General features: G+C 73.7%; 15 protein-coding genes. 5 read left to right on the forward strand and 10 right to left on the reverse strand.

Features of this window, described 5'->3' with window-relative positions; translation table 11 throughout:
• Positions 1-128: 128 nt before the first annotated feature.
• Genes NLU66_RS05145 through NLU66_RS05160 form a run of 4 tightly spaced genes read left to right on the forward strand, consistent with a single transcriptional unit; the run spans position 129 to position 5,477 of the window.
• On the forward strand, positions 129-1,865 hold the full coding sequence (locus NLU66_RS05145; protein ID WP_259361871.1) for an HAD-IA family hydrolase: 1,737 nt from the start codon (positions 129-131) through the stop codon (positions 1,863-1,865).
• A 47-nt stretch (positions 1,866-1,912) separates the two neighbouring features.
• Entirely contained in the window at positions 1,913-2,839 is a 927-nt protein-coding gene (locus NLU66_RS05150; RefSeq protein ID WP_259361872.1) for a cell division protein FtsQ, read from the forward strand.
• Between the two features lie 35 nt (positions 2,840-2,874).
• Positions 2,875-4,659 carry an ABC transporter ATP-binding protein gene (locus NLU66_RS05155; RefSeq protein WP_259361873.1) on the forward strand — a complete coding sequence of 595 codons (1,785 nt, stop codon included), beginning with the start codon at positions 2,875-2,877 and terminating at the stop codon, positions 4,657-4,659.
• Complete coding sequence (locus tag NLU66_RS05160; protein ID WP_259361874.1) at positions 4,659-5,477, forward strand: energy-coupling factor transporter transmembrane component T family protein; 819 nt, start codon at positions 4,659-4,661, stop codon at positions 5,475-5,477. Before NLU66_RS05155 ends, NLU66_RS05160 begins: the two co-directional genes overlap by 1 nt.
• A 21-nt stretch (positions 5,478-5,498) precedes the next feature.
• Here the strand turns inward: NLU66_RS05160 and NLU66_RS05165 are convergent, their stop codons facing one another.
• Both NLU66_RS05165 and arsB read right to left on the reverse strand, forming a co-directional pair.
• Positions 5,499-5,927, reverse strand: a complete 429-nt coding sequence (locus tag NLU66_RS05165) for a low molecular weight phosphatase family protein (RefSeq protein WP_259361875.1) — start codon at positions 5,925-5,927, stop codon at positions 5,499-5,501.
• A 26-nt stretch (positions 5,928-5,953) separates the two neighbouring features.
• Positions 5,954-7,003, reverse strand: a complete 1,050-nt coding sequence (gene arsB / locus NLU66_RS05170; protein WP_259362543.1) for an ACR3 family arsenite efflux transporter — start codon at positions 7,001-7,003, stop codon at positions 5,954-5,956.
• A gap of 173 nt (positions 7,004-7,176) precedes the next feature.
• Between arsB and NLU66_RS05175 the strand changes: the two genes are divergently transcribed.
• Positions 7,177-7,524 (forward strand): ArsR/SmtB family transcription factor, encoded by a 348-nt coding sequence (locus NLU66_RS05175; RefSeq protein ID WP_259361876.1) that lies wholly within the window; start codon positions 7,177-7,179, stop codon positions 7,522-7,524.
• A 54-nt stretch (positions 7,525-7,578) separates the two neighbouring features.
• On the opposite strand, the gene NLU66_RS05180 is transcribed toward NLU66_RS05175, so the two are convergent.
• From NLU66_RS05180 to NLU66_RS05215, 8 genes are all read right to left on the reverse strand, one after another.
• A complete protein-coding gene (locus NLU66_RS05180; RefSeq protein ID WP_259361877.1) occupies positions 7,579-8,154 on the reverse strand; it encodes a flavin reductase family protein in 576 nt (191 codons plus the stop codon).
• Positions 8,144-9,283 (reverse strand): LLM class flavin-dependent oxidoreductase, encoded by a 1,140-nt coding sequence (locus NLU66_RS05185; RefSeq protein WP_259361878.1) that lies wholly within the window; start codon positions 9,281-9,283, stop codon positions 8,144-8,146. Before NLU66_RS05185 ends, NLU66_RS05180 begins: the two co-directional genes overlap by 11 nt.
• A 5-nt stretch (positions 9,284-9,288) precedes the next feature.
• Positions 9,289-10,710: an LLM class flavin-dependent oxidoreductase gene (locus NLU66_RS05190; protein ID WP_259361879.1), complete on the reverse strand. Its 1,422-nt coding sequence runs from the start codon at positions 10,708-10,710 to the stop codon at positions 9,289-9,291.
• Positions 10,707-11,501 (reverse strand): ABC transporter ATP-binding protein, encoded by a 795-nt coding sequence (locus tag NLU66_RS05195; protein WP_259361880.1) that lies wholly within the window; start codon positions 11,499-11,501, stop codon positions 10,707-10,709. Before NLU66_RS05195 ends, NLU66_RS05190 begins: the two co-directional genes overlap by 4 nt.
• Complete coding sequence (locus NLU66_RS05200) at positions 11,477-12,385, reverse strand: ABC transporter permease (RefSeq protein ID WP_259361881.1); 909 nt, start codon at positions 12,383-12,385, stop codon at positions 11,477-11,479. The genes NLU66_RS05195 and NLU66_RS05200 overlap by 25 nt, the downstream gene beginning before the upstream one ends.
• Entirely contained in the window at positions 12,382-13,467 is a 1,086-nt protein-coding gene (locus NLU66_RS05205; protein ID WP_259361882.1) for an ABC transporter substrate-binding protein, read from the reverse strand. Before NLU66_RS05205 ends, NLU66_RS05200 begins: the two co-directional genes overlap by 4 nt.
• 257 nt (positions 13,468-13,724) lie before the next feature.
• The gene (locus NLU66_RS05210; protein WP_259361883.1) at positions 13,725-13,835 is read right to left on the reverse strand and encodes a methionine/alanine import family NSS transporter small subunit; all 111 of its coding nucleotides are present in this window, start codon (positions 13,833-13,835) and stop codon (positions 13,725-13,727) included.
• Positions 13,836-13,872: 37 nt separating this feature from the next.
• Positions 13,873-15,519 (reverse strand): sodium-dependent transporter, encoded by a 1,647-nt coding sequence (locus NLU66_RS05215; RefSeq protein ID WP_259361884.1) that lies wholly within the window; start codon positions 15,517-15,519, stop codon positions 13,873-13,875.
• Positions 15,520-15,559 lie beyond the last annotated feature (40 nt).

A 15,559-nucleotide genomic window follows, 5' to 3' on the forward strand; every position in this document is an offset into this window, starting at 1 on the left:
GAGTTTCAGCACTCCTGGCCGAACGGTGGGCGACGGTTCATCCGCTGTTCACGATCGGACCGCGCGGCCTCCGTAGCGTCGGGGATGCCGATCGGGACCCGCCCCTCGGCCCCGCCCCGAGGAGCCCCGTGTCCACCACGACCCGACCCGCCGCGACCGACGCCGACCCGACGGACGCCGCCGCGCTCGCCGCCGCCGATCCCGCGACCGCCCTGCCCGCGCCCCGCGCCCTGCTGCTCGACTTCGGCGGCGTGGTCGTCACGACGACCCCGCGGGCCGGCTGGGCGCGCGAGCTCGCCGCCGAGGTGGTCCGGCGCGCCGCGGCGATGGGCCTCGCGGCGGAGCACGGCGAGGTCGAGGCCTCGCTGCGGGCGGGGCGCACCGCGCTCTCGCTGTGGAAGAACGCCTCCTCCCGCCGCCCCGAGCCGCGTGAGCTCACCGCCCGCGAGATCGTCGCCGAGATGCTGCTCGCGGATCTCCCCGACGCGCTCCGCCACGGACTCGCCCTCGAGGCGGGGGAGCTGCTCGAGGCCATGGCGCCGATCGTCGCGGACCACCACGTGCGACCCGGCATCCCCGCCCTGCTCGAGGCCGCGCGCGAGCACGGCGTGCGCCTCGCGATCGTCTCCAACGCCCACTCCGGCCGCGCCCACCGGGCGATCCTCGCCGAGGCCGGCCTCGCGGACGCGTTCGCGGTGCAGATCTACTCCGACGAGGTCGGCATCCGCAAACCGCACCCGGGCATGCTCCACCTCGCCGCCGAGGCCCTCGGCGTGCGCCCCGAGCAGGCCTGGTACGTGGGGGACACCTACGACCGCGATGTCGCCGCGGGTCGCCGCGCCGGGATCGGCGCCCTCGTCATCACGCGCGACCACCGCACCGACCACCCGCCCTTCGCCGTCACGGACCGCCCGGACCTCGAGCTCGACAGCCCCGAGGAGCTGCTCGCGCCGATGCTGCGGGCGCTGCGCGACGCGGCCGACGGCGGCTCCGCCTCCGCCGCGTCCTCCGCCTCCGTCGCGCCCTCCGCCTCCGCCGCCCCGTCGGCCGGCGCCCCGTCCGCCCTCGCCCCGGCGCCGGGCCGGCCCGCGCTGCTGCTCGACCACGGCGGCGTCATCACCCTCTCCACCCCCGCCCCCGACCGCTTCACCCGGATGGGGGAGCGGATCGCCGCCCTCGCCGCGCAGGTGGGCGTGCCGCTCGAGCCGTCCGAGGCGACGGCCGCCGTCGAGGCCGGATGGGACCGCCACCGGGCCCGCAAACACGAGCGGGACGCGGACGGCGACGGCACCCACGCCGAGATCCCCGCCGCCGAGCTCTGGGGCGACCTCGTGGGCCAGGACCTCCCCACGGCCCTCCGCCCCGCGCTGCGGCTCGAGGCCGCGGAGCTCTCCCTCGCGCTGCACCGCGCGAAGTCGGAGCCCGCCCTGCGCCCCGGCGCCCTCGAGCTCATCGCATGGGCCCGCGACCACGGGATCGTCGTCGGCATCGTCTCGAACACGATCTCCGGCCGCGGCGTGCGGGAGATCCTCGAGCGCCACGGCGTCGCCGGGATGATCGGCCCTGCCGCGTACTCGGACGAGGTCGGCGTGCGCAAGCCCGGCCGCGCGATCTTCGAGGCCGCGCTCGCCGGCCTCGAGACCCTCCCCGCCGACGTCGTCTACGTGGGGGACAAGGCCGTCAACGACGGCCGCGGCGGCACCGGGGCCGGCCTCGGCGCCGTGTGCCTGCTGCGCGGCGGGAAGGACGAGGAGCCCGCCCTCGCCCGGGCCCTCGCCGACGGCCACGCCGACCACGTCCTCGACTCCCCGGCGCAGGTGATCGACGTGCTCGCCGCACGCCTTGCCCTCACCACCGCCCCCTGAGCTTCCCCTCCCCGCATCCGGTCCGCCCCACCCCCGAGGAGCACCCCATGTCCACCCAGGTCCCCCCGCGCCCCGCCGAGGACGAGCGCCGCGGCGCCCTCCGCGGCACCATCGACGGCATCCGCCGCACCGAGCTGTCCACCTCGCAGAAGCTCATGATCTTCGTGCTCTCGATGTCCCTGTTCGGGCTCTCGAACATCATCCTCGAGATCATCCCGGACCCCTCCATCGGCCCCGTCGACGTCTCCGTCTCCTACATGGTGTTCGTGCCGCTCACGGTCGCCGCCCTGTTCTCCCCGTTCTGGGCGGCGCTCGGCGCCCCGCTCGGCGAGATCGTCTTCACCGACCTGCTCATGGGCGACTTCTCCGGCCTCGCCGAGGTCGAGGGCTTCCTGCAGATGTTCCTCGCCGTGTTCATCGCCGGCTCCCTCGTGCGCAACCCCCGCTCCCGCGTGCAGATCGCGATCGCCTCGGTCGTGCTGGTGCTCGTGGACAAGGTGCTCTCCGCCGTCGTGGACCTCTCCAAGGTGTGGATCGGCGTCGAGGACGCCGAGCTCGTCGAGGGCCTGCCGCAGTCGATGCTCGCCCTCGAGACGATCGGCCTCGGCGTGGACGTGATCATGAGCGGCGTGCTGCTCGGCGCGATCCCCGCCATGTGGCTGATCCCCGCCCTGCACGGGAAGATCGAGCCGCTCATGGGCATGCGCCCCCGCGTCCCCGGGGAGCCGATCCCCGGCGCCGCCCCGCGCACCCCGCTCTTCGTGGGCGGCGCGCTGCTGCTGAGCGTCGCGAGCTTCGGCTTCGCCTTCCTCGAGGCCTTCGACATCTCCGCCGGGGCCTTCGAGCCGGACTTCATCGACCGGTTCGGCAACGGCTTCCTGCTCGTCGCCGTCGCCGCGATCGCCGTGGTGCTCACCGTCGCCGTGCTCCTGTTCCGGCTCTCGCGCCGGGCCGCCGAGACCGCCGGCTCCTGATCCGCTCGACCCCTCGCCATCGACCCCGGAGCGCCATGACCGCCCTGCCCCCGACCCTCGCCGTGCCGGCCCCCGCCGCCCCATCGGCCGATGCCGCGCCGCCCGCGATCGTCGTGAAGGACCTGTCCTTCCGCTATCCCGGCACGGACCGCGACGCCCTGCGCAACGTCGATCTCACGATCGAGCGCGGCGACTTCGTCGCGGTGGTCGGGGGCAACGGCTCCGCCAAGACCACCCTGTGCAAGACCTTCAACGGCCTCGTCCCGCACTACTGGAACGGCGACTTCGCCGGCGCCGTGCACGTGGACGGCGTGGACACCTGGGACTCCTCCGTCGCGGAGCTCTCGAGCCGCGTCGGCTACGTCTACCAGGACTTCCAGAACCAGCTCGTGCGCCCCACCGTGCGGGACGAGATCGCCTTCGGGCCCCTGAACTTCGGCCACGCCGACCACCGCGAGCGCACCGAGGAGGCCCTCGAGGCGCTCGGCATCACGCACCTCGCGGACCGCTTCGTCTGGCAGCTCTCCGGCGGCCAGGCCCACCTCGTCGCCCTCGCCGCGGTGCTCGCCCTGCGCCCCGAGGTGATCGTCGTCGACGAGCCCGTCGCGGAGCTCGACCCCGCCCGCGCCCGCGAGATCTACCTGCGCCTGCGGGAGCTCAACACGCGCCACGGCATCACCGTCGTCACCATCGAGCACCACGCCGAGTTCGTCGCCGAGTTCGCCCGCTCGGTGGTGCTCATGGCCGACGGCGCCCCCGTCTGGCACCTCCCCGTGCAGGAGGCGATGGACCGCCACGGCGACCTCCGCGCCCACGGCATCCCCGCCCCCGATGCGGTCGCGCTCACCGCGGCCGTCGGCGCGGAGCGGGTCGCCCTCGACGTCCCCTCCGCGGTCACCGTGCTGCGAGAGCATCTCCGGCCCGCGGCCGAGCGGAGCGGCCCGTCGGCCCCCGTCCCGGACCCGGCCCCCGAGCCCGCCCCCGCAGAGGTCGTCGCGTCCCTGCGCGGGGTCAGCCACGGCTACCGGGGCGTGGACGGCTCCCTCTCGACCGTCCTCGACGACCTCTCCCTCGAGCTCCGCGCGGGGGAGCGGATCGCGCTCGTGGGCACCAACGGCGCCGGCAAGTCCACGCTCATGCGCCTGCTGACAGGGCTGATCGTGCCCCGCGCCGGCACCGTCACCGTTGACGGCATCGACACCCGCACCCGCTCCGCCTCCCGCCTCGCGGACCACGTCTCCTACCTCGACCAGCACCCCCAGCGCATGTTCCTCAAGGACACCGTGCGCGAGGACGTCGCGCTCTTCCCGCACGGCCGCAAGGTGCCCGACGCCGAGGCGATCGTGGACCGCATCCTCACCGAGGTGGGGCTCACCGAGCTCGCCGGGCGGGACGGCCGCACCCTCTCCGGCGGGCAGCAGCGCCGCTCGACCCTCGGCATCGGCCTCGCCATGCGGCCCCGCCTGCTGCTGCTCGACGAGCCCACCTCGAGCCTCGACATCCGCTCCCGCGACGACGTCACCGCCATGCTCGCCGCGCTCGCGGAGACCGTGCGCTGCGCCGTCGTCGCGACCCACGACATGGACCTCGTCGCCGCCTGGGCGACCCGCGTGATCGTCCTGGACCAGGGGCGCGTGCTCGCCGACGCCGCCCCGCAGGAGCTGTTCGCCCGGCCCGAGATCACCGGCCGCGCCCGCCTCACCCCGCCGCAGGCCGCCCGGATCGCCCTCGAGCTGGGCCTGGACCCGTTGCCGCTCACCGCGACGGCGCTGCGCGAGCACCTGCGCACCGTCGACGCCGACCCCACCCAGGAGCACTGATGGCCCGCACGACCCACGACGTCCTCAGCGTGGAATGGGTGCGCCTGGAGCTGCTGCGCACCGCCTACTCCACCCGCGGCGGCCTCTTCTCCCGCATGGACCCGCGCGTGGTCCTCGCCTGGTACCTGCTCATGGCGCTCGCCCCCTGGTTCACCCACTCCACCGGGGTGCTCGCCCTGCTGTTCGCGCTCGGCGCGGTCTCCGTGGCCCTCGCCCGGGTGGGCCCGCTCGTGCTGGGCCTGTTCCTCATCGGTCTGCTGGGCAACGTCGTGGGGCTGTTCGCCGCCTCGTTCCTGTTCGGCGGGGACCTGGGCACCCTCGTGGCGCTCGCGGAGCTGAACCTCAAGCTCGGCGCCGTGTCGATGGCCTCGATGGCGGCGTTCGTGTCCCTGGACCCGGAGAAGCTCTCCGACGCGCTGCTGTGGTTCCGCGCCCCGGAGCTGCTCGCCTTCGGCGTCTCCTACGGCTACCGCATGCTGCCGATCCTCGTGGACGAGTACGTGACCGTCTTCGAGGGGCAGCGCCTGCGCCACGCCCCCGTGGAGCGGCCGGGCCTGCTGGGCTGGCGGGTGATCCTGCAGTGGTGCACGCTCGCGGTCACCGCGTTCTACCCGATCATGCTCAACACGGCGAAGAACGTGCGCACCACGGTCGAGGCCCTCGAGACCCGCGGCTTCACCTACGCCGCCGCGAACCCCGCGGGCCGCCGCCTGCGTCTGGCCTCCCTGCGCACCGAGGGCCTGGACTGGGTGGTGCTCGTGGTGAGCGTCGTGGCGGTGCTCGCCGCCTACCGGCTCGGAGCGATGCTGCCCCTCTGAGCCCGGGCCGGCCCGGCGCGGTCAGCTCCTGCCGGGGAGCAGCTCGGCGAGGAGCCCGACGACCCGGGCGTCGATGTCGTCCCGCACCAGGCGCATCCGCTCCGCGCCCTCGATGCCGCGCCGCGAGGGCTCGTCGGTCACCCAGGTCTCGATGGTGCCGCGCATGCCGGGGACGGGGTCGACGTGCGCCTCCTCGCCGAGCACCACCACGCGGTCCACCCGCGCGAGCAGGGCAGGATCGATCGGCCCCGGCACATGCTGCGACATGTCCGCACCGGCCTCGCCGACGACCTGGGTGGAGAGCGCGTTCGCAGAGCTGCCGGGAGCGGTGCCCGCGGAGTGCACCTCGACCGCGCCGGCGGCGCGGTGCTCCATCAGGGCGGCCGCCATCGGCGACTTGCCGCCGTTCTTCACGCAGACGAACAGCACGGAGGGTCGGGTGGTGGTCATGGCGGGGTCCTCTCGGGTGATGATGCTCAGCGGGCAGGGACGGGGAGCGTCGGGTCGCCGGGGAAGAGGCGTGGGCCGAGGCGACGGGCGACCGCGACGAGCGCCACCAGCACGGGCACCTCGATCAGCGGCCCCACCGTTCCGGCCAGCGCCTGCCCGGACGTCGCTCCGAAGGTGCCGATGGCGACGGCGATCGCGAGCTCGAAGTTGTTGCCCGAGGCGGTGAAGGCGACGGTCGCGGAACGGGCGTAGTCCAGGCCCACGGCCCGGGAGGTCAGGAGGGCGAGGCCGAACATGAGCAGGAAGTAGGCGAGCAGCGGCAGGGCGATCCGCGCGGTGGAGAGCGGTGCGGCGAGGATCGCGTCCCCCTGCAGCGCGAACAGCAGCACGATGGTGAACAGCAGGCCCACGAGCGCGAGCGGGCCGATCCGCGGGAGGAACCGCTCCTCGTAGGCAGTACGGCCGAGGGTGCGCTCGCCGAACCCGCGGGTGAGGACGCCGGCCACGAGCGGGATGCCGAGGAACACGAGCACGCTGAGCGTGATCGCGCCGAGCGAGAACGCGGCGGAGCTGGTCGGCAGCCCCAGCCATGACGGCAGCGCCTGGAGGTAGAACCACCCCAGCCCGGCGAACGCCACGACCTGGAACACGGAGTTGAGGGCGACGAGCACCGCGGCGGCCTCGCGGTCCCCGCAGGCGAGGTCGTTCCACACCAGCACCATGGCGATGCAGCGGGCGAGGCCCACGATGATCAGGCCGGTGCGGAACTCGGGGAGATCCGGGAGGAGCGCCCAGGCGAGGACGAACATGAGCGCGGGGCCGACGATCCAGTTCAGCAGGAGCGAGGTGAGGAGCAGGCGCCGGTCGCCCGTGATGCGGGCGGTCTCGTCGTAGCGCACCTTCGCGAGGACCGGATACATCATCACCAGCAGGCCCACGGCGATGGGGAGGGAGACCCCGCCGATCTCGAGGGCGCTCAGCGCGGCGCCGATGTCGGGCACCGTGCGCCCCAGGAACAGGCCGAGGGCCATGGCGGCGAGGATCCAGACGGGCAGCCAGCGGTCGAGCACGGACATGCCGCCCAGGACGTTCGCCGGAGCGGGAGTCGTGGCGGGCAGGGAGCCCTGCCGCTCCGGGACAGTGGTGTCTGCTGCGGACCGGTCCGGCATGCGTCCAGCCTTCCTATCGATGAGTGTCGATATGAATACTAGGACCAGATATCGATGCCCGTCAATGTATGCTCGTAGGCATGGCCACGACGATCCTGCCCCTCCGCGACGTCTCCCCGGCCTGCTGCGCCCTGGGGGAGGGCCCGCTCGGCGCCCCGGACGCCGAGCGCCTGGCCGTGATGCTCAAGGCGCTCGCCGATCCCATGCGCCTGCGCGTGCTCTCCCATGTCGCCGCGCAGGGCTGCGAGGAGGTCGCGGCCTCCGATCTCACCGAGGCGCTCGGCATCAGCCAGCCCACCGTGAGCCATCACCTGAGCAGGCTCGTCGACGCGGGCCTCCTGGTGCGCGAGCAGCAGGGCAGGCGCGCCCGCTACACGGTCGTGCCCGAGGCGTTCGGCGAGCTGCGGCGCGTGCTCGACCTCGGCTGAGCAGGCCCGCCCCGCCTGGCGTGATCGGCGAGGCGGGATCACCGCTCGGCTCCCTCAGATCTCGTACTCGAGGAGCCGGTGGTACGTGCGGTTGCGGTACACCAGCGGCTCCTCGTTGGACAACTGCGCCCTGTCCGCGGCGACGATCACGACGTGGCTGCCGCCGGCGGGGACCCGCTCCAGGATCCGGCCGCTGATCCATCCCGCGGTGCCGTAGAGCACCGGCTCCCCGGTGGGCAGCTGGTGCCAGTCCACCTGGGCGAAGCGGTCGATCCCGGAGGTCGCGAAGACCGTCGAGAGCTGCCGCTGGTCCGCGGCGAGCAGGTTCACCGTGACCGTCGCCGAACGGGACAGCGCGGGCCACGCGGAGGACGTGTCGTTGATGGAGAAGGCGAGCACCGCGGGCTGCGCGGACACCGAGATCACCGACGTGGCCGTGAACCCGACCGGGCGCACCCCGTCGGTCAGGGTGATGACGGCGACCCCCGCGGGGTGCCGGCGGAACAGGGCCGCGAAGGTCTCGCGGTCCAGGAGCCCGTCGGCGTCCGTCGGCCGACGCTCGGCGGGGTTCGGGTTCGGGCTCGGGGTCGGGGTGGTGGCAGTGGTGATGGTGGTGGGCTCAGGCGACATGGAGTTCCCTCCTCGATGCGGTGGTGGTGGCGGTGGAGCGGCCGGGCAGGAGCGGCAGCAGGTGCTCGCCGAGGCGCGCGACCTCCTGCAGGTACGGGGTGTCCGAGAGGATGAAGTGGGTGATCCCCCGGGAGCGGTAGGTGGTCAGGGTCGCGGCGACCTCCTGATGCGAGCCCACGAGCCAGGTGGTCGCGGCGCCGCGGCCGCCCACGCGGGACGGGGCGGTGAACAGGTTGTCGTCGAGCACGTCCTCGCCGGCGCCGAGGGCGTGGAGGCGGGACTGGCCCACCGACGCCTCCTGGGACAGCGCATCGGTCCCGCCGCGGCCGCCGTCGTGGCCGTCGACCGTCGAGGCGGCCTCCATCCGGCGCACCCGGCGGCGAGCCTCCTGCCAGGCCTCCTCGGCGGTGTCGCGGGCGAGCACCGTGATCCGCAGCCCGAACTCGAGCGGCGCGTGCTCGCGGCCCACCTCCTCGCCGAGCGCGCGCAGGCGCTCGATCCGCGCGGAGATCGCGTCGTAGGTCTCGCCCCAGAACAGCTGCACGTCGGCCTGGGCGGCGGCGACCCGCTCGGCCTCGGGGGAGGCCCCGCCGAAGTACAGGGTCGGGTGCGTGCGCTCGCCGCGCACCACGGGCCGGCGCGACAGCCGCGCCCCGTCCAGGGAGTAGAAGCGGCCGTGGTGGGTGACGGACGGCTCGGTCCACAGGCGGCGCAGCACCTGCAGGAACTCCTCGGTGCGGGCGTAGCGGTCCGCCCGCGCGGTCACGGGGTCGCCGTACTCGGCGACGGAGTCCGTGCCGGTGACGATGTTCAGCAGCGCCCGCCCCTCGGAGAGGTGGTCGAGCGTCGCGGCCGACGCCGCGAGGTGCGCGGGGTCCCAGTAGCCGGGGCGCACGGCGGCGAGCGGGCGGAAGGTCCGGGTGCGGGCCGCGAGGGCGGTCGCCACCGTGAGCGTGTCGGGCCGGTGCCAGCCGGTGCCGATCAGGGCGCCGCCGAACCCCGCCCGCTCCACCGCGAGCGCGTGCTCGGTGAGCGTGTCGAGGCTGTCGTGGTCCTCGCGCACCTCGTCCCCGCGGTGGCCCGGGTCGATCTGGTTGGGCACGTACCAGAGGTAGGTCTCCTCGGACATCGCCGTCACCGCGTCCCGGCCTCGGCGAGCGGGCGGCCGAACCCGGGTGCGGGAGGTGCGGCCGACGGGGCGGCGGTGCGCTCGGGCTCCGCGGGCAGTCCCAGACCGTAGTGCCCGCGCAGCGTGGTGGCCTCGTACTCGGTGCGGAACAGGCCCCGCTCCCGCAGGATCGGCACCACCTGGTCCACGAACTCGGTCAGGCCCGAGGGGAGCACGGCGGGCATGATGTTGAAGCCGTCGGCCGCACCGGCCTCGAACCAGGACTGCAGGGCGTCCGCGATCTGCTCCGGGGTGCCGGCGAGGGTGCGGTGGCCGCGGCCGCCGGCGAGACGGCCGATCAGCTCGCGCACCGTGAGGTCCTCGCGACGGGCGAGATCGACGATCAGGGTGTACCGGGACTTCGCGCCCTCGATCTGGTCCTCCGTGGGCAGGTCCTCCGGGAGGCGGTCGTCGAGGCCGAGCGACCCCTCGGGCAGGCGCAGGGTGCGGGTGAGCTGGGCGAGGGCGTAGCGGGGGTGGACCAGGTCGTCGAGCTCCCGCTCCTTCTCCCGCGCCTCCGCCTCGGTCGCGCCGATCACCGGCACCAGCCCCGGCAGGATCTTCACCCCCTCGGGGTCCCGCCCATGGGCGACCGCGCGGCGGCGCACATCGGCGGCGAAGGCGACGGCGTCCTCGAGCCGCTGGTGGGCGGTGAACACCGCCTCGGCGGTGCGGGCGGCGAGGTCGCGGCCCGCCTCGGAGGAGCCGGCCTGCACGAGCACCGGATGCACCTGCGGGCTGCGCTGCACGTTCAGCGGGCCCGCGACCCGGTAGTAGGTCCCGACGTGGTCCGTGGCGTGCACCTTCGCGGCGTCGCCCCAGACGGCGGCCTCCTGGTCCGCGAGCACGGCGTCGGCCTCCCAGCCGGACCAGAGCGAGCGCACCACGTCGAGGAACTCCTCGGCCCGCCGGTAGCGGTCCTCGTGCGCGGGCAGCTCCTCGAGACCGAAGTTGCGCGCCGCGTCGAGGGTCGCGGTGGTGACGATGTTCCACCCCACCCGGCCGTGGCTGATGTGGTCGAGGGAGGCGAAGCGCCGCGCGAGGTTGTAGGGGCTGTTGTAGCTGGTCGAGGCGGTGGCGATGAGACCGATCCGCTCGGTCGCGACGGCGATCGCGCTGAGCAGGGTGAGCGGTTCGAGACCGCCGGAGGGCCGGCGCCCCACCTCCCCGCCGAGCACCGGGGAGTCGGCGAAGAAGATCGCGTCGAAGGTGCCGCGCTCCGCGGTGCGGGCGAGGTCGATGAAGTGGTCCACGTCGGTCCCGGCGCGGGGATCCGCCCCGGGGAGCCGCCAGGCGGCCTCGTGGTGGCCGCCCGTCATGAGGAAGGCGTTGAGGTGGAGCCGGCGGGGCGCACCGGTCGAACGGGGATGGCGGGGAGAGGCGGTCATGACGAGGTCCTTCCGGAGGGGGAGGCGGGGGAGGGGACGGGGGCGCCGACGCCGAGGGCGGCGAGCAGCCGCGCCCGGTACCGGGGCACGTCGGGATGCTCCGCGGTGCGCTCGGCGGGCAGGTCGATCCGCAGGTCCAGCGAGAACGCGCCGTCCTCGATGACGAGCACCCGGTCGGCGAGCAGCACGGCCTCGTCGACGTCGTGGGTCACCAGCAGCACGGCCGGTCCGTGGGTGCGCAGCAGGGTGCGCAGCAGCGCGTGCATCCGGATCCGGGTGAGCGCGTCCAGGGCCCCGAAGGGCTCGTCGGCCAGCAGCAGCTGCGGCTCGCCCACGAGGGAGCGGGCGAGGGCCGCGCGCTGCTGCTCGCCGCCGGAGAGCTCATGGGGCCAGGCGCGCTCGCGGCCGGCGAGCCCCACCTCCGCGAGCATCGCCCGGCCGCGCTCGCGGGCGGCGGTGCCGGACTGGCCCAGTACCACGTTGTCCAGCAGCCGCAGCCACGGCAACAGCCGCGAGTCCTGAAAGACGAGGGAGACCCGCTCGGGGACGAGCACCTCCCCGGAGCCGTCGACGGTGTCGTCGAGGCCGGCGACGGCGCGCAGCAGGGTCGACTTCCCGGAGCCGCTGCGACCGATCAGCGCGACGAACTCGCCGCGGCCGATCTCGAGGTCCACGCCGTCGAGCACGTGGCGCTCGCCGAAGGAGCGGCGCAGGTCGGTGGTGCGCAGCACGGCGGGGCGGTCCGCCGCGGCGGGCCGCGGCGCGGTCAGCTCGCGAGGGTGCGTCGCCATGAGAGGACCCTCCTCTCGAGCAGACGCACCAGGGCGTCGGAGGTGAAGCCGAAGATCCCGTAGACCACGAGCCCCACGAGGATGATGTCGGACTGCGCGTACAGCTGGGCCTGCGACATCATGTAGCCGATCCCGGAGGTGGCGTTGATGGTCTCGACGACGATCAGCGCCAACCAGGAGCCGACGACCGCGAGGCGGAAGCCCACGAAGAAGCCGGGCAGCGCACCGGGCAGCAGCACCGAGCGCACGTACTGCCAGCGGGTCAGGCCCAGCGACTCCGCCAGCTCGATGTGCTTGGTGTCGATGCCGGTCAGGGCGCTGTAGGTGTTGATGTAGATCGGGATGAGCACGCCCAGTGCCACGATCGTCACCTTGAACTCCTCGCCGATGCCGAGCCAGAGGATCAGCAGCGGGATCAGGGCGAGGTTCGGGATGGCGCGCTTGACCTGGAGGGTGCCGTCCACGAGGGACTCGCCGACGCGGGTCAGCCCCGCGACGACGGCGAGCACCACGCCCGCGACGGTGCCGAGCGCGAGCCCCAGCACCGCCCGGCCCAGGGACGCGCCGACGTGGGTGGCGAGGGTGCCGTCCTGCAGCAGCCCCCAGCCGGTGACCGCGACGACGTCGGGTCCCGTGAGCAGGCGCGGGTCGAGCAGCCCGGCGCTCGCGGCGACCTGCCACACGAGCAGCACGAGCAGCGGCCCGGCGAGGCGCGCGCCGGGGAACAGGCGTCCCCGGCCGAGCCGTCGCCAGCGGGACTGCGGTGAGATGCGCGGGGCCTCGAGCGCCGCGGGGGCGGAGGCCTCCGTCGCCCGGTCGGGGCCCGCGACCGCCGGCGCGGCGGCGCGCCCGCGGGTCAGGGCGGGGCTCAGCGTGCCGGTCATGACGGCTCCTCCACGTAGTCGGCGCCGACGGCCTGGACCGCGACGTCCTCGAAGCGGCGGTCGAAGAGGTCCTCCGCGTCGAAGTCGCCCGTGATGAACCCGCCGTCGACCAGCAGCTGCTGGGAGGAGCGGGCCCACTCCACGGCGACGTCCCAGCTGCGCGGGAAGCGCGGGGCGCCGATCCGGGACCAGATGCGCTCGGCGTCCTCGGCGGTCACGCCCTCGGTGTCGACGTAGTAGAACTGCTTCCAGTCCTCCGCGTGCTCCCAGGCCCACACCTGGCCCTGCGCCCAGACCCGTACGTAGTCGCGGATCGCGAGCACGCTCGCCTCGTCGGCGAGCACGGTGGTGGGCGCCCACAGCACGGTGAGGAGGTCGGGGACCTCGGAGGGCAGAGCGATCGCGCCGTCGGCCCCGTACTGGTCGATGTACTTGGTGACCTGGGGCTCGCTGAGCGGGGCCACGTCCACCTGCCCGCCCTGGAGGGCGGTGAGGAACTGCGTGCTCGGGAGGTCCACGAGCTCGACGTCGGTGTAGGCGATCCCGGCCTCCTGCAGGGTGCGCAGCACGGTGTCGCCCTGGGACTGGCCCTGGGAGAAGGCGATGCGCTTCCCGGTGAAGTCGGCGACCTCGGTGATGCCGCTGCCGGTGGCGGTGGCGAACACGTAGGAGGGGTCGGGCCGCTCGAGCACGGCGACGATCTGGGCCTCGAAGCCGATCTCGCGCGCCGTGATCGGCGGGATGATCGCGTTGGAGGCGAGGTCGAGGGACTGGGCGCGGAACGCCTGGATGACGTCCGGGCCGGCCCCCACGTTGACCCACTCGCCGATCGTGAAGGCGGGGCCCTCGATCGCGTCGCCGGCGGCCTCGAGCTGCAGCTGGGTGGTGCGCCCGGCGACCCGCAGCACGGTGTCGGCCGACGGCGCGCCGGTGGGGATCGGCGCGGAGGTGGAGTACCCGGAGGCCTCCGAGCGGGAGGAGGCGCAGCCGGCGAGGGACAGCATCACCCCGCCGAGCGCGAGGGCGTGGCGGCGGGTCGGGTGGAGCGGTGGGCCGGCGGGGGACGGGTGTCGTCTGCTCATCGGGTTCCTCGGGGACGGGCCGCCCGGACAATGGTCAGGCTTTGGGGCGACATAAGGAACCCTAGGGGGAGGGTGAGGTCGCGTCACGTCTGTGACGGCGGAAGACCTCGCGGGGTTCATACGGCCTGGCCGGCCCGTGCCCGGTCCCGACACACAAGAAGGACGTGAGGAGCACGCGCCCTGTCATGCACAGGGCAGGTGCTCCTCACGTCCTCCGTGGGGCGGCGGCGCCGGATCGGGCGCCGCCGGGGGTGAGGTCAGTCCTCGGTCGCCTCGGGGTGGCGCACGATGTTGACGACGGCGGCGACGAGGCCGCCCCAGACGGTGACGATCGCGACGATCATCATGACGACGGCGGATGCGGACACGGGGTCCTCCTTCGGTCGGAGCGGGGGAGCGGGACGATCAGCGACGGGCCGCGGAGCGCAGCTCGTGCGGGGTGGTGGCGTCGGCCCGGGCCTCGAGGCCCTTCCCGGCGACGACCTCCGGGGCGATCGGGTCGCCGTCGGAGTCGTCCTTGAAGAGGTTCGAGGTCGCGGGCCACGGCAGCAGCGACAGGACGATGCCCGCCACGAGCAGCGCGAGCGCCATCAGCCAGCCGAACACCACCACGAACCAGCCCGGGTATTCCGAGTAGGTGGTGGGCGAGGTGACCAGCGAGATCGTCGAGGAGATCAGCGAGACGCCCAGGACGATCGGCGCGATGAGGCCCACGCACACGAGCCACCAGCGGCCGATCGGGAAGGTGCCCCGATGGTTGAGGTGGTCGCGCAGGGTGGGCAGGCCGCGCACCACGTAGGTGACGACGATCGTGGAGACCAGCGCCGCCGCGACGATGCCGTACTCGTTGGCCCACTTGTCCAGCACGTCCAGCAGCGGCAGGCCCATCGTCGTGGAGAACAGGGCGGTGGAGACCACCGCGAGCGGCACGCACACCCACAGGGTGGAGGAGATGCGGGAGAGCCCGAACTTGTCCTGGATCGCGGCGATGACGACCTCGACGATCGAGATCAGCGAGGTGAAACCGGCGAGCACGAGCGAGCCGAAGAACAGCACACCGATGAGCGCGCCCGCGGGCGCCTCGGAGATGATCGCCGGGAAGGCGATGAACGCGAGGCCGATCCCCGAGGAGACCACCTCGGAGACCTGCACGCCCTGCGCCTGCGCCATGAAGCCGAGCGCGGAGAACACGCCGATGCCGCACAGGATCTCGAAGCTCGAGTTCGCGAAGCCCACCACGAGGCCGGAGCCCGTGAGGTCGGTCCGCTTCTTGAGGTACGAGGAGTAGGTGAGCATGATGCCGAAGGCGACGGACAGCGAGAAGAAGATCTGGCCGTAGGCGGCGACCCACACGCCCGGCTGCAGCAGCGAGGCCCAGTGCGGGCGGAACAGCGCCTCGAGGCCGTCGATCGCGCCGGGCAGGAACAGCGCGCGGATCACGAGGATGACGAACATGACCACGAGCAGCGGGATGAAGACGACCGAGCTCGCGGAGATGCCCTTCTGCACGCCGAGCGCCATGACGACGATCGTCGCGACCCACACGAGGATCATCGAGACGAGCACCGCGGGCACGACGTCGAAGGAGATGTGCACGTCCGCGCCGCCCAGGGCCTGCGTGTACTCGCCGAAGAAGCCGGCCGGGTCGTCGCCCCAGCGCTGGTCGAGCGAGAAGAACACGTAGTTCGTGGCCCACGCGAGGATCAGCGCGTAGTACAGCGCGATGACCAGGGCGATGAGCACCTGCCACCAGCCGATGAACTCGGTCCAGCGGCGGAACCGGCGCCACGCGGCGGGGGCGGAGCCGCGCCAGCGGTGACCGATCGCGTAGTCGAGGAAGAGCAGCGGGATCCCGGCCGTGAGCAGCGCGACGAGGTACGGCAGGATGAACGCGCCGCCGCCGTTCTCGTAGGCCACGGCGGGGAAGCGCCAGATGTTGCCGAGGCCCACGGCGGAGCCGATCGCCGCGAAGATGAACGCGGTGCGGCCGGCGAAGGCCCCGCGGTCGGCGCGGGCGCCGGCCTCGGCGGGGGCGGGGGAGTGTGCGGTCAAGGAGATCGCCTCCGGGGGATCTGCGCCCGCGGGCGCAGGA

The sequence above is a fragment of the Brachybacterium sp. NBEC-018 genome, from assembly GCF_024860185.1.
Taxonomy (GTDB): domain Bacteria; phylum Actinomycetota; class Actinomycetes; order Actinomycetales; family Dermabacteraceae; genus Brachybacterium; species Brachybacterium rhamnosum.

Bases quoted from the DNA above. Each gene is read 5' to 3' on its own strand.
- NLU66_RS05150 (WP_259361872.1), top strand. From the start codon at position 1,913: ATGTCCACCCAGGTCCCCCCGCGCCCCGCCGAGGACGAGCGCCGCGGC.
- NLU66_RS05155 (WP_259361873.1), top strand. From the start codon at position 2,875: ATGACCGCCCTGCCCCCGACCCTCGCCGTGCCGGCCCCCGCCGCCCCA.
- NLU66_RS05160 (WP_259361874.1), top strand. From the start codon at position 4,659: ATGGCCCGCACGACCCACGACGTCCTCAGCGTGGAATGGGTGCGCCTG.
- NLU66_RS05165 (WP_259361875.1), bottom strand. From the start codon at position 5,927: ATGACCACCACCCGACCCTCCGTGCTGTTCGTCTGCGTGAAGAACGGC.
- arsB (WP_259362543.1), bottom strand. From the start codon at position 7,003: ATGTCCGTGCTCGACCGCTGGCTGCCCGTCTGGATCCTCGCCGCCATG.
- NLU66_RS05175 (WP_259361876.1), top strand. From the start codon at position 7,177: ATGGCCACGACGATCCTGCCCCTCCGCGACGTCTCCCCGGCCTGCTGC.
- NLU66_RS05180 (WP_259361877.1), bottom strand. From the start codon at position 8,154: ATGTCGCCTGAGCCCACCACCATCACCACTGCCACCACCCCGACCCCG.
- NLU66_RS05185 (WP_259361878.1), bottom strand. From the start codon at position 9,283: ATGTCCGAGGAGACCTACCTCTGGTACGTGCCCAACCAGATCGACCCG.
- NLU66_RS05190 (WP_259361879.1), bottom strand. From the start codon at position 10,710: ATGACCGCCTCTCCCCGCCATCCCCGTTCGACCGGTGCGCCCCGCCGG.
- NLU66_RS05195 (WP_259361880.1), bottom strand. From the start codon at position 11,501: ATGGCGACGCACCCTCGCGAGCTGACCGCGCCGCGGCCCGCCGCGGCG.
- NLU66_RS05200 (WP_259361881.1), bottom strand. From the start codon at position 12,385: ATGACCGGCACGCTGAGCCCCGCCCTGACCCGCGGGCGCGCCGCCGCG.
- NLU66_RS05205 (WP_259361882.1), bottom strand. From the start codon at position 13,467: ATGAGCAGACGACACCCGTCCCCCGCCGGCCCACCGCTCCACCCGACC.